This window comes from Clostridium disporicum (genome assembly GCF_001405015.1).
Lineage (GTDB): Bacteria > Bacillota > Clostridia > Clostridiales > Clostridiaceae > Clostridium > Clostridium disporicum_B.
Map to the genome: position 1 here is coordinate 108,664 of NZ_CYZX01000002.1, position 23,819 is coordinate 132,482.

Sequence of the window (23,819 nt, forward strand, 5' to 3'; positions counted from 1 at the left end):
AATGAGAGAGTATGAATTATGGTTTATAGTGGCGAATATTTCTAACGAAACTAAAATAGAATTAATTAAAAAGTATAATAACGAAGAAAATATTTATAATAATATTGATAGTATAGATAATTGCTATATTTATAAAGGTAGTGAATATACAAAATTGAAATCGACTTCGCTAAGTCAGGGAACTGAATTATTTCAATATATTAATAAAAATAACATTAGTTATGTCACAATAAATTCAGATCAATATCCAGAATCTTTAAAAGAAATTAATGAACCACCCTATGTGTTGTTTTATAAAGGAAACTTATCTTTATTAAATTATAATATGGTTGCTATAGTTGGATCACGTAAAAATACAACTTATGGAGAGGCTGTAACAAGGCAAATAGTTGGAGAACTAAGGAATATAGATTATGGAGTTGTTAGTGGTGTAGCTTATGGAATTGATACAATAGCACATAAAGAGTGTCTAGATAGAGGAATAAAAACAATTGGAGTTTTAGGCTGTGGTATAGATATAGTATATCCTAAAGTAAATAAGATGGTTTACAAAGAAATAGAAAAAAATGGGCTGTTGATATCTGAATTTTTACCTATGACAAAGCCAATGCCATATAACTTTCCTAGGAGAAATAGGATTATTACAGCTTTAAGCAAAGGTGTAATAGTTGTAGAAGCAACAGTTAAAAGTGGTTCTTTAATAACTGTAAATTACGCATTACAATATGGAAGAGATGTTATGGCTGTACCAGGACCGGTTTTAAATAGCAATAGCAAAGGATGTAATTTATTGATAAGAGATGGAGCAAAGGTATTTGTAGAATTAGATGATTTATATTGTTTTCTTAATGTGATTAAAAAAGATGGAAAAAATATAGAAAAAAATACCATAAAATTACTTTTGAGTGATGTGATAAGTAGCGAACCGATTCATTTAGATAAAATAATAGAATGTGTAAATATTGACAGAGTGGCTTTGTTTGAGTTATTATTTGAAATGCAAAATAGAAATGAACTAATTTGCTTACCAGGCAATTATTATGCGAGAATAAATTAATGATAAATGGGGGTGAAGAACTCCTGAAATAAATGAAATAGGAGTTTGTGAAATGGGTCAAAAACTTGTTATAGTGGAATCACCTGCTAAAGCTAAAACAATAGGAAAGTATTTAGGGAAAAATTATATTGTTGAAGCTTCAATGGGACATGTAAGAGATTTACCTAAAAGTAAATTAGGTGTTGATATAGAGGATAACTTTACGCCAAAGTATATCACAATACGAGGAAAAGGTGATTTGTTAGATAAATTAAAGAAGAGTGCTAAAAAAGCAGATAAAATATATCTTGCAACCGACCCCGATAGAGAAGGAGAAGCTATTTCATGGCATTTAGCAAATGTTTTAAAGATATCTCCAGAAGAGAATTGTAGAATAGTATTTAACGAAATAACTAAAACAGCAGTAAAATCTTCTATAAAAGAAGCGAGAGCAATAGATCAAAATCTAGTTGATGCTCAACAAGCTAGAAGAGTGTTAGATAGATTAGTTGGTTATGAAATAAGTCCTATTTTATGGAAAAATGTTAAGTGGGGTCTAAGTGCTGGTAGAGTGCAATCAGCAGCTTTAAAACTTATTTGTGATAGAGAAGAGGAAGTAAAAGCATTTATACCAAAGGAATATTGGACAGTAGATGTAGTACTAAAAAAAGATAAAAAGAAATTTCCTATTAGATTGTTAAGATATAAAGATAAAAAGATAGAGATAGATTCTAAAGATGAGGCTGAAAAAATAATTGAAGACTTATCAAATGATAAATATAAAGTTACAGCTGTTAAAAAAGGTAAAAAAACTAAAAATCCTTTACCGCCATTTACAACTAGTACTTTACAACAAGACGCTTCTAGAAAGCTAAACTTCGTAACAAAAAGAACAATGTCTATAGCACAGGTGCTGTATGAAGGTGTTGAAGTTAAAGGATATGGAACTGTTGGTTTGATTACTTATATGAGAACTGACTCTGTAAGAATTTCAGAAGAAGCTCAAGGAAAGGCACGTGACTTTATAACAAATAGTTATGGAGCTGAATATATACCAGCTACTCCAAGAAATTATAAAAGCAAAAAGAATATACAAGATGCGCATGAAGCTATAAGACCATCATATGTTGAAATTACACCAGAAGTTGCAAAAGATAATTTAACTCCAGAACAATATAAGTTATATACACTAATTTGGCAAAGATTTGTAGCAAGTCAAATGGCAGGCTGTGAATTAAATACTAATAGTATAGATATAACTAATGGTGATTATAAATTTAGAGCCACTGGTTCAACGATGAAATTTGATGGGTTTATGAAAGTGTATGATTACACTACTGAAGATGAAGAAAGTGATGTTTTATTACCTACGTTAGAGGAAAATGAGATTTTAGATTCTCATTCAGTTGATGGAAATCAGCACTTTACTCAACCACCAGCAAGATATACAGAAGCTTCTTTTGTTAAATTGTTAGAAGAAAAAGGAATAGGACGTCCAAGTACTTATGTTCCGACAATATCTACTCTTTTAAGTAGGGAATATATTGTAAGAGAAAAGAAAAATTTAATACCAACTGAATTAGGGTTTATTGTTAATAATATACTTTCAGATTATTTTAAGCAAATTGTGGATGTAGATTTTACAGCTGAAATGGAACATAAATTAGATAATATTGAAGAGGGCAGTGAGTCTTGGACTAAAGTAGTAGCTGAATTCTTTGGACCATTAAAAGTTGCTATTGATAAAGCTGAAAAAGAAGTTTCAAAAGTAGTAATTGAAGATAAAGTAAGTGATGTTCCATGTGATAAGTGTGGAAGAATGATGGTTATAAAGCATGGAAGATACGGAGATTTCTTAGCTTGTCCTGGTTATCCAGAATGTAAAAATGCTAAGCCTATAGTAGAGGAATTAGATGTACCGTGTCCGAAATGTGGAGGAAAAATTTTGGCTAGAAAGAGTAAGAAGGGTAAAAAATTCTTTGGATGTTCTAATTATCCTAATTGTGACTTTGTAAGTTGGAATGAGCCTTTAAATGAAAAATGCGATAAATGTGGATCATACATGGTCTTAAAGTTTAGTAAAACAAAAGGTAAATATGCTCAGTGTTCTAATACTGAATGCAATGAAACTAAAAAGTTAGAAGAAAAAACAGAATAAAAAGACCCTCATTTCAACTATGTCGAAAAAGTGTAAAAAATGTTGAAATCTTTAATTGCTTATGATACTATGATTATATCTATGAGAATTATAATGGTTAGAAAATGTTGAATATTAAAGGTTAAATGAGGGGAATGATATTTATGTCATCATTATTAGATAAAACGAGAAAGCTAAATAGAATATTACAAAAGGGTGGAACTGAACCAGTAGCATTTGAAGATATATGTGCACTTTTAAGTGAAGTTTTATGTGCTAATGTTTATATAATAAGTAGAAAAGGAAAAATTTTGGGACATACATTTCTAGAAAACTTCGAATGTGAAATAATGAGAAAGTATGTAGTTAATGATAAAATGTTCCCTGGAATATACAATGATGACTTATTAAGTGCATCACAAACTATAGCTAATATCAAAAATAAGGGATTATGTGTCTTTGAGGGTGAAGGACAATGTCCAATGAAAGATAAAGTTTCAACTGTTGTTCCGATAATTGGAAATAGAGAAAAGTTAGGAACTCTACTTTTAGCTAGATTTGGTGAAGAATTTACAGATGAAGATTTGGTTTTAGCAGAATATAGTGCTACAGTAGTAGGAATGGAAATATTAAGAGCTAAACAAGATGAATTAGAAGAAGAAGCAAGAAAGAAGGCTGTAGTTCAGCTGGCAATTGGAACTTTATCTTATTCAGAACTTGAAGCTATTGAACATATTTTTAATGAGTTAGAAGGAAATGAAGGGTTATTAGTTGCTTCAAAAATCGCTGACAAAGTAGGAATTACTAGAAGTGTAATTGTTAATGCGTTAAGAAAATTTGAAAGTGCAGGAGTAATTGAGTCAAGATCTTTAGGAATGAAGGGAACTCATATAAAAATATTAAATGAAAAATTAATTCATGAACTTAAAAAAATGAAATAATTGTTAAAGCTGTGAAAATCACAGCTTTTTTTATTAAATTATTTAGAATTATTTTTAAAAGTTTTAGGTAATAATAATAAACGTAGTGAATTATTTTATAAAGATAAAAAAGTTGAAAAATTTTTATTGCTAGGATATATAGCTTGTGTTATACTATCCTAGGTAACAAAATACACACATAGTCCAATAAATAAAGTCGGTGCCTTTTTAGGAAACTTTATTAAAATGAAGACTATGGAGGAAAAAACCAGGAGGTAACAGAATGTCAGTTATATCAATGAAACAATTATTAGAAGCTGGAGTTCACTTTGGACACCAAACTAGAAGATGGAACCCTAAGATGGCTCCTTATATATTCACAGAAAGAAATGGAATATATATAATCGATCTTCAAAAAACAGTTAAAAAGGTTGAAGAAGCTTATAACTTCATCAGAGAAGTATCTGCAGAAGGAAAAGATATCCTTTTCGTAGGAACTAAGAAACAAGCTCAAGAAGCTATCCAAGAAGAAGCTATAAGATCAAACATGCACTACGTTAACAACAGATGGTTAGGTGGTATGTTAACTAACTTCAAGACTATAAAGACTAGAATAGCAAGATTAGAAAAGTTACAAAAAATGGAAGAAGACGGAACTTTCGAAGTTTTACCTAAGAAAGAAGTTATCAAATTAAAAGGTGAAATGGAAAAATTAGAAAACAACCTTGGTGGTATCAGAAACTTAGACGTTAACAATATTGGAGCTATGTTCGTAGTAGACCCAAGAAAAGAAAAGAACGCTATATCTGAAGCTAAGATATTAGGAATCCCAGTTGTAGCTATAGTTGATACAAACTGTGACCCTGAAGAAGTAGATTACGTAATTCCAGGTAACGATGATGCAATAAGAGCTGTTAAATTAATAACTGCTAAACTTGCTGATGGAATTATCGAAGCTAGACAAGGTGAACAATTAGCTGAATAATATTTTAAAAGGTAGGTGAGGGAAACTTCATTTACCTTTTAGCCTAAAATATGGTTTACATTTAATGTTAAGGAGGAATTTAGGATGATAACTGCTAAATCAGTTAAAGAATTAAGAGAAATGACTGGTGCAGGAATGATGGACTGCAAAAAGGCTTTAGTTGCAACTGAAGGTGACATAGAAAAAGCTGTTGAATTTTTAAGAGAAAAGGGATTAGCTGCTGCTGCTAAAAAAGCTGGTAGAGTTGCTGCTGAAGGTATCGTTAAGACTTTCGTAAGCGCTGATAAGAAAACTGCTGGTATGGTAGAAGTTAACTGTGAAACTGACTTCGTTGCTGCTAACGATGAATTTGTTAGCTTTGCTACTAAAGTTGCAGAAATGGCTGCTAACACTTCAGCTACAACTGTTGAAGAATTAGTTGCTGAAAAATTTGAAGGAGAAACTACTGTTCAAGAAGCTTTAACAGCTTTAATCGCTAAATTAGGTGAAAACATGACAGTTAGAAGATTCGTTAAATTTAACATAGAAAATGGTGCGATAGCTAGCTACATACACGGTGGCGGAAGAATTGGTGTTATGGTAGAAGTTTCTTGCGACACTGATAGCGCTATATTAGAAGAAGTTGCTAGAGAAGTTTGTATGCAAGTTGCGGCTGCAAATCCTCTATTCTTAAGCAGAGAACAAGTAGATAACGAATCTTTAGAAAAAGAAAAAGAAATCTACAGAGTTCAAGCATTAAATGAAGGAAAACCAGAAAATATCGTTGAAAAAATGGTTATGGGAAGAATTCAAAAGTACTATAAAGAAGTTTGTCTTTTAGATCAAGCATGGGTTAAAGATGGAGATAAATCAATAGCTAAGTTCTTAGAAGAAAAATCTAAAGAAGTTGGTTCTCCAATAGCTATCACTAGATACGCTAGATTCGAAAGAGGAGAAGGTATCGAAAAGGTTGAAGAAGACTTCGCAGCAGAAGTAGCTAAGACTATGGGTATGTAATATCAAGGAGAACACTTTTGTGTTCTCTTTTTTTAGAAATTATATTATACAGATTGCGGGAGGTATTTCCATGGAGAAATGTGCTTATAAAAGAGTTATGTTAAAGGTTTCAGGTGAAGCTTTATCAGGAGAAAATGGTTTTGGATTTGATTTCGAAACAGTTGGAAGAATTGCTAGAGAAGTCAAATCTTTAGTAGATATGGGCGTAGAAGTTGGTTTAGTTGTAGGTGGAGGAAATATATGGAGAGGTAGAACTGGTGAAGGAATGGACAGAACTACCGCTGATCATATGGGAATGTTAGCTACATGTATAAATGCTTTAGCACTTCAAGATGCTTTAGAAGGAATTGGAGTTTTAACTAGAGTACAAACAGCTATAGAAATGAAAGAAATTGCAGAACCTTTTATAAGAAGAAGAGCAGTTAGACATTTAGAAAAAGGAAGAGTTGTAATATTTGGAGCAGGATCAGGTAATCCATATTTTTCAACTGACACAGCTGCAGCATTAAGAGCAGCAGAAATAGAAGCAGATGTAATTCTATTAGCAAAAAATGTTGATGGTGTATACGATAAAGATCCAAATAAGTTTGCAGATGCAAAAAAATATGATAAACTTACATATATGGAAGTTATTGAACAAGGGTTACAAGTTATGGATACAACTGCAACAACTCTATGTATGGACAATAATATCCCAATATTAGTATTTGGAATAAGTGATGAAGGTAATATAAAAAGAGCGATTAAAGGTGAAAAGATAGGTACAATAGTATCTAAGTAATAAGGAGGTAAAATATGATTAAAGACATAATTAATACTGCAGAAGCTAAGATGAAAAAAACTGTTTCAGTTTTAACTTCAGATTTATCGACAATGAAAGCGGGGAGAGCAAACCCAACAATGCTTGATAGAATTTTCGTTGACTACTATGGAAGCCAATGTCAATTATCTCAAGTAGCAAATATTTCTGCTCCAGAACCAAGAATGTTAGTTATTACTCCATGGGAGAAGCCTTTATTAAAGGAGATAGAAAAAGCTATATTAAAATCTGATTTAGGAATAAATCCTTCAAATGATGGATCAGTAATAAGATTATTAGTTCCAGAATTAACAGAAGAAACAAGAAAAAGACTTGTTAAAAATGTTAAGGCTGTAGGAGAAGATGCTAAAATAGCTATAAGATCTATAAGAAGAGATGCTAATGAAAAGATTAAAGCATTAAAGAAAGATGGACACATATCTGATGATGAAGTTAAAAAGGCAGAAGATGGAGTTCAAAAGAAGACTGATTTATTCGTTAAAGAAATAGACGGAATAATAGTAGCTAAGGAAAAAGAGATTATGTCAATTTAAAACCTGCTATTTAGCAGGTTTTTTCCATAATATATTTTTCAAAGGTTGCTTTGTGATGATGGAGGAGAGTTAAATATGCTTAAGCTATTTAAAAAGGATAAAGAAATTAATGAAGAAATTCAACTTGATTTTAATAAAATTCCTAAACATATAGCTATAATTATGGATGGAAATGGAAGATGGGCTAAGAAAAGAAAACTTCCAAGATCGATGGGACACAAAGCTGGTGTAGAAACTATAAGAAAAATCCTTAAAGAAGCTGATAGATTAGGTGTAGAATATATGACTTTGTATGCATTTTCTACAGAAAATTGGAAAAGACCAAAAGATGAAGTAGAAGCATTAATGAAATTGTTAGTGCAATATTTAACTAATGAAGTTGAAGCTTTGCATCAAAATGGAGTTGTTTTAAGAATTTTAGGTGATGTTGATGCTTTACCAGATCAAGTTAAGAATAAAATTTATGAAGCAATAGAATTAACAAAAGATAATAAAGGAATAGTTTTAAATGTTGCTTTTAATTACGGTGGTAGAGATGAAATAGTTAGAGCTGTAAAAAATATAGCTTCTGATATAGAATCTGGAAAGATAAATAAAGAAAATATAGACGAAGATTTATTTAATAATTATCTATACACAAAAAATTCGCCAGATCCAGATTTAATCATAAGACCTTCAGGAGAGCAAAGAATAAGTAACTTCTTGTTATGGCAATGTGCTTATTCAGAATTTTGGTATTCTAATGTAAATTGGCCTGATTTTAGTGAATCCGATTTACAAAAGGCTATTTATGATTATCAAAATAGAGATAGAAGATTTGGTGGAGTATAATAATTGAGGTGGATATATGAAATCAAATAGTAGATATTTAGGAGCGCTAATACTTGCTCCCCTATTAATATTTGTATTTTTGGGGGGAATGCCATTAAAGTTATTTACAATAGTAATTTCAGCAGTTGGATTATACGAGTTTTACAATGCGCTTAAAAGCAAAGAGATAAAGACATTACCAATAATAGGATATATTCTATTAGCTATATATTATTTAATCAATAATAATTTTGAAAATATGTTATATATTCTTATTTTTATAACTGTAATAGCTTTAATAATTCCAGTTATAGACTTAAAGTATTCATTTATGGATGTAGCTGTAACTATTTTGGGATTTATTTATGTAGGAATATTATTTAGTTTTTTACCTATTATCAATAATAAGGTAGGAGGACAATACTTAATATGGCTAGTATTTATTGGATCTTGGCTTTGTGATACTTTAGCATATTATAGTGGAAAATATCTAGGCAAGAAAAAGTTATGTCCAAAAGTTAGTCCAAAAAAAACTATAGCAGGTGCTTTAGGCGGATTTCTAGGAAGTGTTATAGGATGTGGAATTTTTGGGATGATAATTGGTAAATATGTACCTGGAGTAGATTTAATTCATTACTTTTTAATTGGAGCTTTATGCGGAATTATGGGACAGTTTGGAGATTTAGTAGCATCTTCAGTTAAAAGAGCTGTTGGTATTAAAGATTATGGTAATATAATTCCAGGACATGGTGGTATATTGGACAGATTTGACTCTATTTTATTTAATGGAATGGTAGTATTTTATTATTTAACTTTTATTGTTAAAATATAAATAATGCTAAAATAGGAGCTATTTTTTATGGCTCCTATTTTAGTATTCTTTATATTAAAAAATAAGTAATGTATTTACAAATTTAAATATATAATTAAAAGAAGGTAACATTAATTGTTTTTCTGAAAGGAATAATATAAAATATCAATAAGGAATTACATAATTTATATTGTTTAGTAAAACATATAAATTAAAAACGTAGGAGGTAAAAATGAAAAACATTTCTATTTTAGGAGCTACAGGCTCCATAGGAACGCAGACACTAGATGTTATTAGAAATTCAACTAATAAAATAAATCTTATAGGGATTACAGCAAATTCTTCTGTTAAGAAGGTAATTGAAATTATAAAAGAATTTTCACCTAAATATGTGGCTATGATGGATAAAGATTGTGCTAAAGAAATACAAAATTATTGTAGTAGTAATGATCTTGACATAAAGGTTTTAGAAGGTATAGAGGGATTAATAGAAATAGCTTCATTAGATGAAATTGATACAGTAGTTACATCGGTAGTTGGTATGATTGGTTTAAGACCTACTATGGCAGCTATAGAAGCAGGAAAAGATATAGCTCTTGCTAATAAAGAAACTTTAGTTGTAGCAGGGGAACTTGTAATGGACAAAGCAAGAGAAATGGGAGTGAAAATACTTCCAGTGGATTCTGAGCATAGTGCTATATTTCAGTCTTTAAGTGGGTATACTTCAAAAGATATAAATAAAATAATTTTAACAGCTTCAGGTGGACCTTTTAGAGGTAAAAAAATAGAGGAACTTAAAAATGTTACTGTACATGAAGCTTTAAAACACCCTAAATGGAATATGGGGAAGAAGATATCAATAGATTCTGCTACTTTGATGAACAAAGGATTAGAAGTTATTGAGGCACATTTCTTATTTGACTGTGATTACGATAATATTGAAGTAGTAGTACATCCTCAAAGTATAATACATTCTATGGTAGAATATAAAGATGCTAGTATTATAGCTCAATTAGGTTCACCAGATATGAGATTACCGATTCAATATGCATTAAATTATCCAGAAAGAATAGAGAGAATTGCAAAACCTATAAGTTTTTATGAAATTGCTACATTAACATTTGAAAAGCCTGATTTACATACTTTTAAATGTTTAGAACTTGCATATAAAGCAGGAAAAGAAGGTGGTCTTGCTACAACTATTTTAAATGGTGCAAATGAAGAGGCTGTAGCATTATTATTAGAAGAAAAAATTAAATTCTTACAAATAGCTGAAATAATTGAGGAATCATTAGAACACTTTAAAGATGAAAAAAATAATGAATTAACTTTAGACAACATAATAGATTTAGATTGCAGAGTAAGAAAATACATTAGAAATAAATGGTGTTAGGAGGAAAATAAGTGTATATAATAGCAGCGATACTTGGTTTTAGTTTGCTTATAATAGTTCATGAATTAGGACATTTCATAATGGCTAAGGTAAATGGCATAAAAGTAGAAGAGTTTTCAATTGGAATGGGACCAGAGATTTTTTCTCATAAGGGAAAAGAAACACAATATTCATTAAGACTATTTCCTATTGGTGGTTATGTTAAGATGTTAGGTGAAGAAGAAGTAGTAGATGATGAAAGAAGCTTCTCAAGTAAATCACCATTAAGAAGAATTTCAGTTATTATTGCTGGAGCAATTATGAATATACTTTTTGCTTTAGTAATTTTTACAGTATTTTTCTTCAATAGAGGATTTAGTACACAAACAGTAAGTAAGGTAGTAGAGAATTCTCCAGCTTTAGAATCAGGCTTACAGGCAGGAGATACTATTTTAAAGATTAATGGATCAAGAGTATTCACGCCTAGTGATGTTTCTATAGAGATTCAATTATCTAAAGGTGATAATGTAAATTTATTAGTTGATAGAAATGGAGAAAAAGTAGATTTATCTATTACACCTAGGTTGGTAGAAGAGAATGGTAGTCAAATATACCAAATAGGATTTTATTATTCTGCTGTAGAAAATCCTACAATAGGGCAGGCAATTAAAGCAACATTTAATGAAACAATATCTTTAGTTGGGCAAACGTATAAAAGTTTAAAATTACTAGTAACAGGTAAGTTAAACTTTAAGACAGACGTTGGTGGGCCAGTAACAATAATAAAAATTTCAGGGCAAGCAGCTAAAAATGGGCTATATACACTTGCATATTTCTTAGCATTTATAAGTATAAATTTAGCAGTGTTTAATTTATTGCCATTCCCAGCATTAGATGGTGGATGGACAGTAATTTTGCTTATAGAATTAATAACAAGGAGAAAAGTCCCAGATAAGATAGTAGGAGCTGTAAATTATGTTGGGTTTATGATATTAATAGGATTTATGATAATAGTAACATTGAAGGATATAATTTTCCCAGTTAAACTTTAGGAGATGAATAAATGGAAAGAAGAATTACAAGAAAAGTTAAAGTCGGAAATGTTTATGTTGGTGGAGATGCACCAGTAAGTATTCAATCTATGACTAATACAGATACAAGAGATGTAGAAGCTACTTTAAATCAAATAAGAGCATTACATGTAGCAGGTTGTGAAATAATAAGATGTGCAGTACCTGATATGAAAGCTGCAGAAAGTTTAAAGGAGATTTGTGAAAATTCTCCTATGCCTGTAGTTGCAGATATACATTTTGATTATAGATTAGCGCTTAAATCTATAGAAAATGGTGTTTCTGCAATAAGATTAAATCCAGGTAATATTGGAAATGTTGAAAGAGTTAAAATAGTTACTGAAGCGGCTAAAGAAAAGAATATTCCGATAAGAATTGGTGTTAATTCAGGTTCTTTAGAAAAAGATATACTAGAAAGAGATGGTAGACCAACAGCAAAAGGTTTAGTTGAATCTGCTTTAAGACATGTAAAAATATTAGAAGAATTGAACTTTTTTGATATAGTAATATCTATAAAGTCTTCCGATGTTCCTATGATGATAGAAGCATATAGATTAATGAGCAAAGAATGTGATTATCCACTTCATTTAGGTGTTACTGAATCAGGAACTGTATTCCGTGGTACTATAAAGTCAACTTTAGGGATAGGAACATTATTAGCTGAAGGTATTGGTGATACAATTAGAGTGTCATTAACAAGCGATCCTATAGAAGAAATAAAAGTTGCAAAAGAAATGCTTATAGCTTTAGGCTTAAGAAAGCAAGGTATGACATTTGTATCTTGCCCTACCTGTGGAAGAACTCAAATCAATCTTATAAAAATTGCAGAAGAAGTTGAAAAGAGACTTGAGAATTGTGATAAAAATATAAAGGTTGCAGTAATGGGTTGTGTTGTTAATGGCCCAGGGGAAGCAAGAGAAGCTGATATAGGTATTGCTGGAGGAAATGGTGAAGGATTAATTTTCAAAAAGGGAGAAATAATTAAGAAAGTTAAGGAAGAAGACTTAATTGAAGAGTTAATGAAAGAAATAGAGAAACTTTAATAAACGGAGGATACATTTTAAAATTGAGATGTATCCTCTGTTTAATTTAGAATTTAAAGTTAAGAATTAATAAATGTTAGTTAATATATGTACTATGAAGTAATATTATTTATTATAAAATTGTGAGAGGTGATACTTGAATATGATTACTAAGAAAATAGATGATATAAACATAGGTCTAGTTTTATCTGGGGGAGGGGCAAAAGGTGCATATGAAGCAGGTGTTTTTAAGGCTATGTGGGATTTAGATATAGTTAAAAATATATCTGTTATATCTGGAACATCTATAGGAACGGTTAATGGTTTAATGTTTTCTATGGATGATAGCAATGTTTTAGAATCAAGTTGGGCAAATGTTAGTTATTCAAGATTTATTTTAAATGAAGATAGTATACGAAATAAAAATATATCTGATGCAGTTAAAAGAATATATACTGGTGAGAAAGCTACAATTGAGACTCATCTAGCTAGACAGGGAGACATAGGCTTATTATCACAATCTGGAGTGAAACAGTTTATAGAAGAATATATAAATATGAATGAAATAAAGAAGTGTAATAGAACTATATATGCTTGTGCTTATAATATTAACTTAGGGCATCCTGAATATTTTAGATTAAATGATTATTCAGAAGATGAAGTAATAGACATAACATTAGCATCTTGTGCAATTCCTTTTATATTTAAACCAATACAGTTTAAAGGATATAAATATGCAGATGGAGGAATTAATAATCCTAAGTATCCAAATAAAAATGCTGATAATGTTCCAATAAAACCAGTAATTAATCACAAGTGTGACCTTATAATAGTAATTTATTTGTCACATAAAGATAAAATTGATAAAAAGTATTTTAAAGATAACAATATAATAGAAATATATCCTTCAGCTCACTTAGAAACTATTCAAGGAATGGGAACTATAAACCTAAATCAATCTACATTAAATGATAGGGTTGAACTAGGGTATAGAGATGGATTAGTAGCATTGTCTCCTATAGTTATAGCATTGATAAAGGGAAGAAATATTGAAGAATTAATAAAAAGGAATAATGAAAATAATAATAATTTATTAAATAGATTTAAACTATTTAATTTATAGTGCATATAGTTAGAAATTAATACAAGTTCTAAATTTATTTAAGAAAAATAAATTTGTGTTATAATAATGTAGTTACTTATTGATAAAGTTGATTGGGGGTACAAGATGGGCAAAGATGTTTTAAAAAAGTTAACCCTTGAAATAAATAAACATGAGAGCTTAGAAGATAAAGAACTTAAAATAATAAAATTTCAATTTTTAAAAAAGAGCAATATATTGAAAGTAGTTTTAAGAGGAAAAGAAAAATTAGCTATAGAAGAGGAACAACTAATAAAAAATATTATATGTAGAACACTTATGATAAAAATTACTGTTGAAATAATCTTCTATAGAGATGCTAGTGATATAAGCTTAGAAGAAGTAATAAATGATCATTGGGTAGAATGTGTATCAGATATAATTAAGAAGACGCCTTTATGTAAAACTTTATTGTTGAATTGTAAGAAGATAGTAAAAGATAATAAGGTTTTAGTTCTTAATGGATATGATAAACTTACAGAGCATTTAAATTCTAAAGATGGTAGTAAAAATATAGAGAATAGCATAAAAATTATATTTGGAATTAATTGTAGAATAGAAATAAAATTCGATCCATCGATGGAAGTTATAATAGATCCAGAAGAAGCAGCGAGAAAAGAAAGAGAATTAATTGCAAAGGCTATGTCAGATAGGGCTAAGGAGGTAAGTGTAGCTCCGCAAGTTACAAAACCTGCTAGTAAGCCAGCTGAGAAAAAACCATATGAAAAGAAGGAAAATACATATAAAAGAGAAGCTAAAGCAGAGAATGCCATTTACGGTAGAAATATTTCTATTGAGGCTACTGCAATTAGAGATATAAATGAAACTTCTGGGTATGTAGCTGTACTTGGAGAAGTCTTTAAAGTAGAGACTATGGAAACAAAGACTGGAAAGATAATATTAACATTCTATATAACAGACTTTACAGGATCAATAATTGTTAAATGCTTCTTAAAACCTCAAGAAAAAGAAGAAGTTCTTGATAATATTAAAAAGGGACTTTATTGCAAAGTAAGAGGAGAAGCTGTTTATGATTCTTATGCAAGAGAAGTTGTACTTATGGGAAGAGATATTTTAAAGATGAAAAAGATAGAAAGAATGGATGGAGCTGAAGAAAAAAGAGTTGAGCTTCATTGCCATACTACTATGAGTGCTATGGATGGAGTTACCCCTGTAAGTAAGATAATAGAAAGAGCTGCTAAGTGGGGACATTCAGCAGTTGCAATTACAGATCATGGAGTTGTTCAAGCATTCCCTGATGCCCAAAGTGCTGCTAAGAAAAATAAGATAAAAGTACTATATGGTGTTGAAGGATACTTAGTAGATGACGGAGTACCATTAGCATTAAATGAAAAAGGACAAAGTCTAGATGATACATATGTAGTGTTTGATTTAGAAACAACAGGGTTTTCTCCGAAAAATGATTCTATAATTGAAATTGGTGCTGTTAAGATAAAAAGTGGAGTAATAATAGATAACTTTAGTGAATTTGTAAATCCAAGAAGAGCTATACCATATAAGATAACAGAATTAACTGGAATAACTGAAGATATGGTAAGAGATGCACAGAGTATACATGATGTATTACCAAGGTTTATTGACTTTATTGGAGATTCAGTTGTAGTTGCACATAATGCAAGCTTTGACTGTAGTTTTATAGCAAAAAATTGTAATGATATGGGATTAGAATTCTCACCTACAGTAGTTGATACAGTACAGGTTTGTAGATTTTTATATCCAGAATTAAAGTCGGTAAAATTGAATATAGTAGCAAAATATTTAGGTGTTAAACTTGAAAGCCATCATAGAGCGGTAGATGATGCTAAAGCTACAGCTGATATTTTAGTAGAGTGTATTAAGAAGATAAAAGAAGAGTTAGAAGTTGAAACTTTAACAGAGCTTAATAAGGTATTCTTGGATAAAGTTGATATAAAAAAATTACCGACATATCATATAATTATATTAGCTAAAACTCAAGAAGGTATAAAAAATTTATATAAGCTGGTTTCAGAGGCACATATAGATAACTTCTTTAGGAGGCCAAGAACTAAAAAATCAAGACTTATGGAAATGAGAGATGGCTTAATAATTGGTGGAGCTTGTGAGGCAGGGCAAATTTATAGAGCTGTGCTTGGTGGTCAAAGTGATGAAGAAATTAAAGAGATAATGAGTTTTTACGATTATGTTGAAATTCAACCGATAGCAAATAATGCATATCTAATAGAAAAAGGTAATGTTAAGGATGAAAATGAGTTAAAGGAAATTAACAGAAAGATTTATAATTTAGCAAAGGAAATAAATAAACCGACAGTGGCTACGGGAGATGTTCACTTCTTAGAACCTTATGATGAAGCTTTTAGAAGAATAATAATGGCAGGGCAAGGTTTCGGTGATGCAGATAACCAGCCACCACTATATTTTAAAACTACCGAAGAAATGTTAAAAGAGTTTTCGTATTTAGGTAGTGAAATTGCTAAAGAGGTAGTAATTAAGAATCCACAAGCAATAGCAGATTCTATAGATGTAGTAAAACCTATACCAGATGAAACATATCCACCTAAAATTGAAGGTGCTGATGATGATATTAGAAATATGACCATGAATAAAGTACACTCAATTTATGGAGAGAATTTACCAGAAGTTGTTCAAAAAAGATTGGATAAAGAATTAAATTCTATTATTAATAATGGATATGCTGTTCTTTATCTTATTGCACAAAAGTTAGTGGCAAAGTCATATTCTGATGGATATCTAGTTGGATCAAGAGGATCTGTTGGATCTTCTTTTGTTGCTACTATGTCAGATATAACAGAAGTTAATGGATTACCACCACATTATGTTTGTCCGAAATGCAAAAAGTCACATTTCTTCTTAGATGGATCAGTAAGTTCTGGAGCGGATTTAGAAGATAAAGATTGTCCAGATTGTGGTGTTCCTTATATTAAAGATGGGCATGATATACCTTTCGAAACATTCCTAGGTTTTGAAGGTGATAAAGAGCCAGATATAGACTTAAATTTCTCAGGAGATAACCAAGCGGATATTCATAAGTATACAGAAGTATTATTTGGTAAAGGATATGTATTTAAAGCTGGAACAATAGGTACAGTGGCTGAAAAAACAGCCTATGGATTTGTTAAAAAATATCTAGATCAAAAAGGTATGCAAGTATCACAAGCAGAAATAGAAAGATTGACTATAGGATGTACTGGAATAAAAAGAACTACAGGGCAACATCCAGGTGGTATTATGGTTGTTCCTAATTATACAGAAGTATATAACTTCACACCAATACAAAGGCCAGCAGATGATTCAACGTCAGATGTTACAACAACACACTTTGATTATCATTCAATATCAGGTAGATTGCTTAAGTTAGATATACTTGGACACGACGATCCGACGGTACTTAGAATGCTTCAAGATATTACTGGAGTAGATCCTAAGACTATACCGTTGAATGATAAAAAAGTATTATCATTATTTACATCTCCTGATGCTTTAGGAGTTACTAAAGAGGAATTAGAGTGTGAAGTTGGTTCATATGGGTTGCCGGAGTTTGGAACTAAATTCGTTAGGCAAATGCTTGTGGATACACAACCACAAACTTTTTCGGACTTAGTAAGAATATCAGGTTTATCACATGGTACTGATGTTTGGCTTAATAATGCTCAGTATTTTATTAAGGAAGGATATACAACACTTAGAGACTGTATAGCTACAAGAGATGATATTATGGTTTATCTTATGTATAAAGGCGTAGCTCCTAAAACTGCTTTTACAATAATGGAAAGTGTAAGAAAAGGTAAGGGGCTTACTGAAGAGTTTGAAAAGACCATGAAAGAAAATAACGTTGAGGATTGGTATATAGAAAGTTGTAAAAGAATTAAGTACATGTTCCCGAAGGGACACGCCGTTGCGTATGTAATGATGGCTGTTAGAGTTGCTTACTTTAAAGTTTATTACCCACTTGCTTATTATGCAACATATTTTACAGTAAGAGGAGCTGATGACTTTGATGCAGATTTGATTTGCAAAGGTGAAGGGGCTGTTCATGCAAAATTACAAGAATTGTATGCACTTGGAAATAGTGCAACTGTAAAAGATAAGGGATTAATTACTGTTTGTGAACTTTCTTTTGAAATGTATAAAAGAGGATTTAAGATGCTTAAGGTTGATTTATATGAATCAGATGCAACTAAATTTTTAATAGTAGATAATTCATTAAGACCTCCACTAAGCTCTCTTCAGGGAGTTGGAGTAAATGCAGCTAAAGCAATAGCTGAAGCAAGAGTTAATGGAGAATTTATATCTAAGGAAGATTTAAGACTTAGAACTAAGGTTTCTAAAACAGTTATAGAAACTTTAAGCAATCATGGATGTTTAGAAGGAATGTCTGAGACAAACCAATTATCATTATTTTAATATTTATAGTTAAGAGATTAATTTTAAATTTTATAATTTTAAATTAATCTCTTTTATTATAAATAGAATTAATAATAAGAATAATACTATAAAATTAACAAATATTAAGTTTTAATCATAATATGAATACAAATAATATTAATGGGAGTTAATTGTGAATTATAGTGACCTTTATAATTTAATAGGAGTTAAGGCTGAAATAAATAGATTAGAAAGACAAGTTAGCCTAGGATGGGAAAAAGAATTTAGAACTTTGAAATGGTTAGGGTTAGAAGATGGTATGAAAATACTAGATTTAGGAGGAGGACCAGGATTTTTTTCAAAGCTTTTATTAGAAAATTTGCCAAATTGCAAAGTTACTTTATTAGAGCCAGATAGTGATTTTATGAAATTTGCCAAAGAGAATCTAAGCGAATATGAAGGTAGAGTGGAATTCAAAGAAGAATCAATTTATAATAATAGTCTGGATGGTGAAAAATATGACTTTGTAGTAAGTAGATTTGTTTTTCAACATTTAGATGATCCTATAGCTGCAAGTAAAGAGATCTATAGGGTTTTAAAGTATGGAGGTATAGTTTCAGTTATAGATTCAGATAGAGGGGTATGGGGAATAAGTGAACCGGACATATTAAAAAATGAAAGAAATATACTTGGGAGACTAGAGAAGAAAGCTAGATGGAATAGGGAAGTTGGAAGAAAGCTTTTAAGAATACTAAAACTAGGAGGATTTAATGGATTAGATTTTGAGGCTGTAGCTATCCATAGTGATATAGTTGGCGTTGGAAGCATTGCAGGAGAAATGAATATTACAAATGAAGATATTAAGAATTTATCCAGAGTTAATCCTAAGCTAGCTCATTTGTTAAAGCAAAGTAAAGATATGATCAGTTCTAAAAATACAATAGTTATTCTTATAAATCTAATTGCTAAAGGTGTTAAACAGTAGTTTAAATAATAAGTAATAAGGCTTGAGGAGAGTATTTGGCTCTTCTCAAGCTTTTATTTTAGTTATTCCACCATTTAGGTAACATTATTTTGTAGGTTGGTTCTTGATAATCATAAGATTTAAAATCATAAGCATTAAATACAGATAAACTATAAACTATATTACTAATTAAATTAAGTTGTAAAAAAACTAAAAGAATAAATGTTAATTTTTTCATTTTGATATCTCCTTATAAAAGAATATAAATTATATTAATAATAGTATTAGTAATAAAGTGACATATTATAAATATAAAAATTTATAATAGTAATTAATATATAAGAGGTGAAGTATCGGTGGTAAAAAAGAATAAAGGTGCAAAAAGCAAAGGAAAGGAAAGTTTAAAAAGTAAGGAAGAGGTAGATTCAATAGTAGCTTATCGGAATTATTATCCTAATGATAAAGAGGTATAAAGGTTATATACTATAAATAATAAAATTTAACAAATTTTACCTGCAAGAAGAAATTAACAAAAAAGAATATAAAATGGTAGAAGTTTTAGATGTAGAGAGCATATATAAATATAAATTATATTGTAATGATGACTTTGTAAATGAGTATATTGACAGGGAAACAATTGAAAAGGCTAAAGAGAATCTAGTAGAATTAGATAAATTAAGAGAAGAAGCTCCAGAGTTTAAAATTCTAGATATTTTAGAAAAGTTCATAAAAAGTACATAAGTTAAGTGAAAATTATAATTATATATAATGAAAAAATGCTATTGCAGTTTTAAAGGAGCAATAGCATTTTTTTTAAGTTCTAAAATCAAACTTAGTTGAACATTTTTTACAAGTTACAACTATATTTCCCTTTCCTCTTGGTAATCTTAATTTTTGCTTACAGTTTGGACATTTTGTAATCTTATAGTTTTTCTTTTGATTTAACCAATAGTTAAAGTTTTCAAATATTTTAGAAAGGTTATTTAGGTCATAAACTGGTATATTGTAAGGAAGGGATTTTCCGAATTTTGATAATAGTTTATTTGTATAAGTATAGAATATATTATATTCTTCTCTTCGTTTATATATTTTCTTTGAAAAAGCTCTATAAAAAGCAAATATTAACAATGCAATAGAAAATATTCTAGTAATATCCCATATATTTAAAATACAAGATAATAAAATAAGGAATAAAGATAATAAATCTACTCCATAAGAACCTTTTAAAAAATTCATTTTATCACTCCTAAAAATATTAATTATGTATATTATAGTATAAAAATATTAATGGGACAATTTATTATCGTAAATAAAAAGTTAATAAATAATTAATTTTAATAGGAGTAAAAAATAAATTATGATATTTCAAGATCTTTAGTAAGGTCTGATAATACATCACTTACTGAAGTAATTGCGTTAATTCTATGTGCGTTTGAGCCGCAAAAAATTAATCCGTTATCTGTATCTCCTTTTACTGCTGTGATTAATGCTTCTGAGATGCAGTAAGGGGTAGTGGCAGGATTACAAGGAATTAAACAATTATAACATTTTTTTACGGGTATATTTTCTTTTTTTAAAGTTTCAGTAAATTTATTTCTTAAAGCTCTACCTGGCATACCAACAGGGCTCTTTACTAATTCAATGTCATTTTTGGTACTATTTATGTATGCATTTTTAAAGTTGATATGAGCATCACATTCATGAGTAGCAACGAATCTTGTAGCTACTTGAGCACCACTAGCACCTAAAGATAAGTATTTTTTAAAATCATCAGAATCAAAGATTCCACCGGCAACTATAACAGGAATTTTTTTGTTGAATATTTTTTCGAAATTAGATATCTCTTGTATAACTTCTTTGATGGATTTATCAAAATTTTTTATTTCATCTTCCAGGTTATCTTTTTTAAAACCTAGATGGCCACCAGCTAGTGGACCTTCAACTATTATAGCGTCAGCAGTTTTATTATAATGTTTATACCAGTACTTCAATATAACATTAGTAGCTTTAGCTGATGAAACTATAGGAACTATTTTAATTAAACTTTCACCTATAAACTCTGGTAGCTTTAATGGTAGACCAGCACCAGATATTATTAAATCAGCACCACCTTCTATAGCGGCTTTGATATGTTCTTTATAATAATTAGTTGCAACCATTATATTTACACCTATTATTCCATTAAATGAAATTTCTTTAGCTCTTCTTATATGTTTTTTTAATCCTCGTATATTAGCTTCAGTTGTGTTTTCTTCGAAATCGTCCTCCATATATCCGGCATGAGCGGCAGATATCACGCCTATAGCGCCATGTTTTGCAACATTCCCAGCTAAGTTTGACAATGATACACCTACGCCCATACCTCCTTGTATAATGGGTAATTTTGTTATTAAATCTCCGATTATTAATGGTTTAATTTTCATAATAAACTCCTTTAAATAAATAGTTTGATAATCAAAATAATAATGCTATTATAGTAGTATGAGTAAAAAAACACAAGGTTTTTATAAAAAATATAAATGTTGACAATATTGGGGAAAAGTATTATTATACAAATAATTTGATATTCAAAATATTTGATATTGAATTAAATAAAATGAGAGAAGAGGACTGATATGAAAGGAGTTAAGATAGTAGGAATAGGACATTATTGCCCAAGTAATGTAGTTAGTAATGAATATATATCATCCTTAGTAGACACTTCTAATGAGTGGATAATAAAAAGAACTGGTATTAAAGAAAGAAGAATATCTAGTGGTGAAGGTACAGTAGATATTGCTGTTAAGGCTAGTGAAGAAGCTCTGAAAAATAGTGGGTATACTTCAGAAGATATTGATTTAATTATAGTAGCCACTACTTCGCCAGATAGAATAATGCCATCTACAGCTTGTAGTGTACAAGAAAGATTAGGATGTGCAAATGCAACAGCTTTTGATATATCCGCAGCATGCTCGGGGTTTGTATATGGTCTTATAGTAGCTAATAGTTTACTAAAAATTAATGAAAAAACTAGAGCATTAGTGATTGGAGCGGAAGTTTTATCAAGAATTGTAGATTGGAAAGATAGAAATACTTGTGTTTTATTTGGAGATGGTGCAGGAGCTGCAATTTTAGAAATTAGTGATGAATGTGGAATTATCGGTACTTATTTTGGTTCCGATGGAGAAAGAGGAGTAAAAGCTTTGACTAGCACAAGTCTTTCTTTAAATAATCCATTTGTAAAAGAGTGTGATGAAGAAAAAAGATATATAGATATGGAAGGTAGAGAGGTATTTAGATTCGCAGTATCAATAATACCAATCATAGTAAATAATCTTTTAGAGAAATCAGGAGAAAAGATAGAGAATATAAAATATATAATACCACATCAAGCAAATTCAAGAATTATTGATGAAGCTTCAAGGCGATTAGGAATAACTAGTGATAGATTTTATATAAATCTAGAGAGATATGGAAACACATCTTCAGCTAGTATACCAATAGCATTAGATGAGATGGTGAAAAAGGAACTTATAAAAAAAGGTGATAAGATAATTTTAGCTGCCTTTGGTGGCGGATTAACTTGGGCAGGAACATTAATAGAATTTTAAATATAAAATAAAAAATTAAAATTGAATTTGGAGGAATTTATTATGATATTTGAAAAAATTAGAGGAATAGTAGCAGATCAATTAGGAATAGAAGAGGAAAACATAACTTTAGAAACAAGATTTATAGAAGATTTAAATGCAGACTCATTAGATTTATTCCAAGTTATTATGGAGTTAGAAGATGAGTTTAATGTAAAAGTGGAAGATGTTGAAAATATAAAAACTGTTGGAGATGCAGTAAAGTTTGTGGAATCTGTAACAAAATAATAGATTGGAGTAGATTTTATGAAAAATGATATCTGTAAAATGTTAGATATAAAATATCCAATCTTCCAAGGGGGAATGGCTTGGGTATCAGATAGTTCATTAGCCTCAGCAGTTTCAAATGCTGGAGGGTTAGGTATAATCGCAGGAGCAACAGCTCCTGTAGATTATATTAGGGAAGAAATAAGAAAAACTAAAAAGTTAACAGATAAACCTTTTGGTTTAAATATAATGTTACTTTCTGATAACGCAGAAGAATTAGCTAAGATTGCAGTAGAAGAAGGTGTTAAGGTTATAACTACTGGAGCGGGAAATCCAGGTAAATATATGAGTATGTGGAAAGAAGCTGGAATCAAGGTTATACCTGTAGTTCCATCAGTTGCATTAGCTAAAAGGATGGAGAGAGCTGGAGCTGACGCTGTTATAGCAGAAGGATGCGAATCAGGTGGTCATGTTGGAAAGTTAACAACCATGGTATTAGTTCCACAAGTTGTGGATGCAGTTAATATTCCTGTAATAGCAGCAGGAGGAATCTGTGATGGAAGAGGGATTACAGCAGCTTTTGCTCTTGGAGCAAGAGGAATTCAAATGGGAACTAGATTTTTAGTTTCAGATGAATGTACAATTCATGAAAATTATAAAAATGCTGTTATAAAAGCTAAGGATATAGATACAGTAGTTACTGGAAGAGTTACAGGCCATCCTGTTCAAGTAATAAAAAATAGATTAGCTAGAGAGTTTCTAAAGTTAGAGGCTAGCAATGTATCAGCAGAGAAGCTAGAAGAGTTAGGAAGAGGAGCGCTTAGAAGAGCTGTAAAAGATGGAGATGTTGACAATAGTTCATTAATGGCAGGTCAAATAAGTGGAATGGTTTCTAAAAAGCAAAGTGTTAAAGAGATAATTGAAGAGATATTTAATGAATATGAGGAGTTAAGAAAAGCCTTATAAAATAAGGAGGACAT

General features: G+C 30.1%; 22 protein-coding genes. 19 read left to right on the forward strand and 3 right to left on the reverse strand.

Going from position 1 to position 23,819, the window contains the following annotated elements:
* Window position 1 precedes the first annotated feature (1 nt).
* From dprA to ARA56_RS01785, 15 genes are all read left to right on the forward strand, one after another.
* Window positions 2-1,057, forward strand: coding sequence for a DNA-processing protein DprA (gene dprA / locus ARA56_RS01715; RefSeq protein WP_055263309.1), 1,056 nt, complete (start codon window positions 2-4; stop codon window positions 1,055-1,057).
* Between the two features lie 52 nt (window positions 1,058-1,109).
* Window positions 1,110-3,194, forward strand: a complete 2,085-nt coding sequence (gene topA, locus ARA56_RS01720; protein ID WP_055263311.1) for a type I DNA topoisomerase — start codon at window positions 1,110-1,112, stop codon at window positions 3,192-3,194.
* Between the two features lie 143 nt (window positions 3,195-3,337).
* A complete protein-coding gene (gene codY, locus ARA56_RS01725) occupies window positions 3,338-4,114 on the forward strand; it encodes a GTP-sensing pleiotropic transcriptional regulator CodY (RefSeq protein ID WP_055263313.1) in 777 nt (258 codons plus the stop codon).
* A 262-nt stretch (window positions 4,115-4,376) separates the two neighbouring features.
* Window positions 4,377-5,078, forward strand: coding sequence for a 30S ribosomal protein S2 (gene rpsB, locus ARA56_RS01730; RefSeq protein ID WP_055263315.1), 702 nt, complete (start codon window positions 4,377-4,379; stop codon window positions 5,076-5,078).
* 84 nt (window positions 5,079-5,162) lie between these two features.
* Window positions 5,163-6,074: a translation elongation factor Ts gene (gene tsf / locus ARA56_RS01735; protein ID WP_055263316.1), complete on the forward strand. Its 912-nt coding sequence runs from the start codon at window positions 5,163-5,165 to the stop codon at window positions 6,072-6,074.
* Between the two features lie 70 nt (window positions 6,075-6,144).
* A complete protein-coding gene (pyrH, locus tag ARA56_RS01740; protein WP_055263318.1) occupies window positions 6,145-6,855 on the forward strand; it encodes a UMP kinase in 711 nt (236 codons plus the stop codon).
* Window positions 6,856-6,869: 14 nt separating this feature from the next.
* On the forward strand, window positions 6,870-7,427 hold the full coding sequence (frr, locus tag ARA56_RS01745) for a ribosome recycling factor (protein WP_055263320.1): 558 nt from the start codon (window positions 6,870-6,872) through the stop codon (window positions 7,425-7,427).
* 75 nt (window positions 7,428-7,502) lie between these two features.
* Window positions 7,503-8,258, forward strand: a complete 756-nt coding sequence (locus tag ARA56_RS01750) for an isoprenyl transferase (RefSeq protein WP_055263322.1) — start codon at window positions 7,503-7,505, stop codon at window positions 8,256-8,258.
* A 16-nt stretch (window positions 8,259-8,274) separates the two neighbouring features.
* Window positions 8,275-9,069 carry a phosphatidate cytidylyltransferase gene (locus ARA56_RS01755; protein ID WP_055263324.1) on the forward strand — a complete coding sequence of 265 codons (795 nt, stop codon included), beginning with the start codon at window positions 8,275-8,277 and terminating at the stop codon, window positions 9,067-9,069.
* Between the two features lie 211 nt (window positions 9,070-9,280).
* Window positions 9,281-10,441, forward strand: a complete 1,161-nt coding sequence (locus ARA56_RS01760; RefSeq protein WP_055263326.1) for a 1-deoxy-D-xylulose-5-phosphate reductoisomerase — start codon at window positions 9,281-9,283, stop codon at window positions 10,439-10,441.
* Between the two features lie 11 nt (window positions 10,442-10,452).
* Window positions 10,453-11,472: a M50 family metallopeptidase gene (locus ARA56_RS01765; RefSeq protein ID WP_055263328.1), complete on the forward strand. Its 1,020-nt coding sequence runs from the start codon at window positions 10,453-10,455 to the stop codon at window positions 11,470-11,472.
* Between the two features lie 11 nt (window positions 11,473-11,483).
* Window positions 11,484-12,533 carry a flavodoxin-dependent (E)-4-hydroxy-3-methylbut-2-enyl-diphosphate synthase gene (gene ispG / locus ARA56_RS01770; protein ID WP_055263330.1) on the forward strand — a complete coding sequence of 350 codons (1,050 nt, stop codon included), beginning with the start codon at window positions 11,484-11,486 and terminating at the stop codon, window positions 12,531-12,533.
* 142 nt (window positions 12,534-12,675) lie between these two features.
* The gene (locus ARA56_RS01775; protein WP_055263332.1) at window positions 12,676-13,635 is read left to right on the forward strand and encodes a patatin-like phospholipase family protein; all 960 of its coding nucleotides are present in this window, start codon (window positions 12,676-12,678) and stop codon (window positions 13,633-13,635) included.
* 105 nt (window positions 13,636-13,740) lie between these two features.
* Window positions 13,741-18,078: a PolC-type DNA polymerase III gene (locus tag ARA56_RS01780; protein WP_055263336.1), complete on the forward strand. Its 4,338-nt coding sequence runs from the start codon at window positions 13,741-13,743 to the stop codon at window positions 18,076-18,078.
* A gap of 154 nt (window positions 18,079-18,232) precedes the next feature.
* Window positions 18,233-19,024 carry a class I SAM-dependent methyltransferase gene (locus ARA56_RS01785; protein ID WP_055263338.1) on the forward strand — a complete coding sequence of 264 codons (792 nt, stop codon included), beginning with the start codon at window positions 18,233-18,235 and terminating at the stop codon, window positions 19,022-19,024.
* Window positions 19,025-19,082: 58 nt separating this feature from the next.
* Here the strand turns inward: ARA56_RS01785 and ARA56_RS16555 are convergent, their stop codons facing one another.
* Window positions 19,083-19,241 carry a hypothetical protein gene (locus tag ARA56_RS16555; RefSeq protein ID WP_156334246.1) on the reverse strand — a complete coding sequence of 53 codons (159 nt, stop codon included), beginning with the start codon at window positions 19,239-19,241 and terminating at the stop codon, window positions 19,083-19,085.
* Between the two features lie 308 nt (window positions 19,242-19,549).
* On the opposite strand from ARA56_RS16555, the gene ARA56_RS01790 reads away from it, so the two are divergent.
* Complete coding sequence (locus tag ARA56_RS01790) at window positions 19,550-19,744, forward strand: hypothetical protein (RefSeq protein ID WP_055263340.1); 195 nt, start codon at window positions 19,550-19,552, stop codon at window positions 19,742-19,744.
* A 72-nt stretch (window positions 19,745-19,816) separates the two neighbouring features.
* Here the strand turns inward: ARA56_RS01790 and ARA56_RS01795 are convergent, their stop codons facing one another.
* Entirely contained in the window at window positions 19,817-20,239 is a 423-nt protein-coding gene (locus ARA56_RS01795) for a zinc ribbon domain-containing protein (protein ID WP_055263342.1), read from the reverse strand.
* Between the two features lie 119 nt (window positions 20,240-20,358).
* The gene (locus tag ARA56_RS01800; protein ID WP_055263344.1) at window positions 20,359-21,426 is read right to left on the reverse strand and encodes an NAD(P)H-dependent flavin oxidoreductase; all 1,068 of its coding nucleotides are present in this window, start codon (window positions 21,424-21,426) and stop codon (window positions 20,359-20,361) included.
* 192 nt (window positions 21,427-21,618) lie between these two features.
* Here ARA56_RS01800 and ARA56_RS01805 point away from each other — a divergent pair, with 192 nt between their 5' ends.
* Genes ARA56_RS01805 through fabK form a run of 3 tightly spaced genes read left to right on the forward strand, consistent with a single transcriptional unit; the run spans window position 21,619 to window position 23,805 of the window.
* Window positions 21,619-22,593 carry a beta-ketoacyl-ACP synthase III gene (locus ARA56_RS01805; protein WP_055263346.1) on the forward strand — a complete coding sequence of 325 codons (975 nt, stop codon included), beginning with the start codon at window positions 21,619-21,621 and terminating at the stop codon, window positions 22,591-22,593.
* Between the two features lie 42 nt (window positions 22,594-22,635).
* Window positions 22,636-22,860 carry an acyl carrier protein gene (gene acpP, locus ARA56_RS01810; RefSeq protein WP_055263348.1) on the forward strand — a complete coding sequence of 75 codons (225 nt, stop codon included), beginning with the start codon at window positions 22,636-22,638 and terminating at the stop codon, window positions 22,858-22,860.
* A gap of 18 nt (window positions 22,861-22,878) precedes the next feature.
* Entirely contained in the window at window positions 22,879-23,805 is a 927-nt protein-coding gene (gene fabK / locus ARA56_RS01815; protein WP_055263350.1) for an enoyl-[acyl-carrier-protein] reductase FabK, read from the forward strand.
* Window positions 23,806-23,819: the final 14 nt, after the last annotated feature.

Coding starts and splice junctions, on each gene's coding strand:
- dprA (WP_055263309.1), top strand. CDS start 2: ATGAGAGAGTATGAATTATGGTTTATAGTGGCGAATATTTCTAACGAA.
- topA (WP_055263311.1), top strand. CDS start 1,110: ATGGGTCAAAAACTTGTTATAGTGGAATCACCTGCTAAAGCTAAAACA.
- codY (WP_055263313.1), top strand. CDS start 3,338: ATGTCATCATTATTAGATAAAACGAGAAAGCTAAATAGAATATTACAA.
- rpsB (WP_055263315.1), top strand. CDS start 4,377: ATGTCAGTTATATCAATGAAACAATTATTAGAAGCTGGAGTTCACTTT.
- tsf (WP_055263316.1), top strand. CDS start 5,163: ATGATAACTGCTAAATCAGTTAAAGAATTAAGAGAAATGACTGGTGCA.
- pyrH (WP_055263318.1), top strand. CDS start 6,145: ATGGAGAAATGTGCTTATAAAAGAGTTATGTTAAAGGTTTCAGGTGAA.
- frr (WP_055263320.1), top strand. CDS start 6,870: ATGATTAAAGACATAATTAATACTGCAGAAGCTAAGATGAAAAAAACT.
- ARA56_RS01750 (WP_055263322.1), top strand. CDS start 7,503: ATGCTTAAGCTATTTAAAAAGGATAAAGAAATTAATGAAGAAATTCAA.
- ARA56_RS01755 (WP_055263324.1), top strand. CDS start 8,275: ATGAAATCAAATAGTAGATATTTAGGAGCGCTAATACTTGCTCCCCTA.
- ARA56_RS01760 (WP_055263326.1), top strand. CDS start 9,281: ATGAAAAACATTTCTATTTTAGGAGCTACAGGCTCCATAGGAACGCAG.
- ispG (WP_055263330.1), top strand. CDS start 11,484: ATGGAAAGAAGAATTACAAGAAAAGTTAAAGTCGGAAATGTTTATGTT.
- ARA56_RS01775 (WP_055263332.1), top strand. CDS start 12,676: ATGATTACTAAGAAAATAGATGATATAAACATAGGTCTAGTTTTATCT.
- ARA56_RS01780 (WP_055263336.1), top strand. CDS start 13,741: ATGGGCAAAGATGTTTTAAAAAAGTTAACCCTTGAAATAAATAAACAT.
- ARA56_RS16555 (WP_156334246.1), bottom strand. CDS start 19,241: ATGAAAAAATTAACATTTATTCTTTTAGTTTTTTTACAACTTAATTTA.
- ARA56_RS01790 (WP_055263340.1), top strand. CDS start 19,550: ATGGTAGAAGTTTTAGATGTAGAGAGCATATATAAATATAAATTATAT.
- ARA56_RS01795 (WP_055263342.1), bottom strand. CDS start 20,239: ATGAATTTTTTAAAAGGTTCTTATGGAGTAGATTTATTATCTTTATTC.
- ARA56_RS01800 (WP_055263344.1), bottom strand. CDS start 21,426: ATGAAAATTAAACCATTAATAATCGGAGATTTAATAACAAAATTACCC.
- ARA56_RS01805 (WP_055263346.1), top strand. CDS start 21,619: ATGAAAGGAGTTAAGATAGTAGGAATAGGACATTATTGCCCAAGTAAT.
- acpP (WP_055263348.1), top strand. CDS start 22,636: ATGATATTTGAAAAAATTAGAGGAATAGTAGCAGATCAATTAGGAATA.
- fabK (WP_055263350.1), top strand. CDS start 22,879: ATGAAAAATGATATCTGTAAAATGTTAGATATAAAATATCCAATCTTC.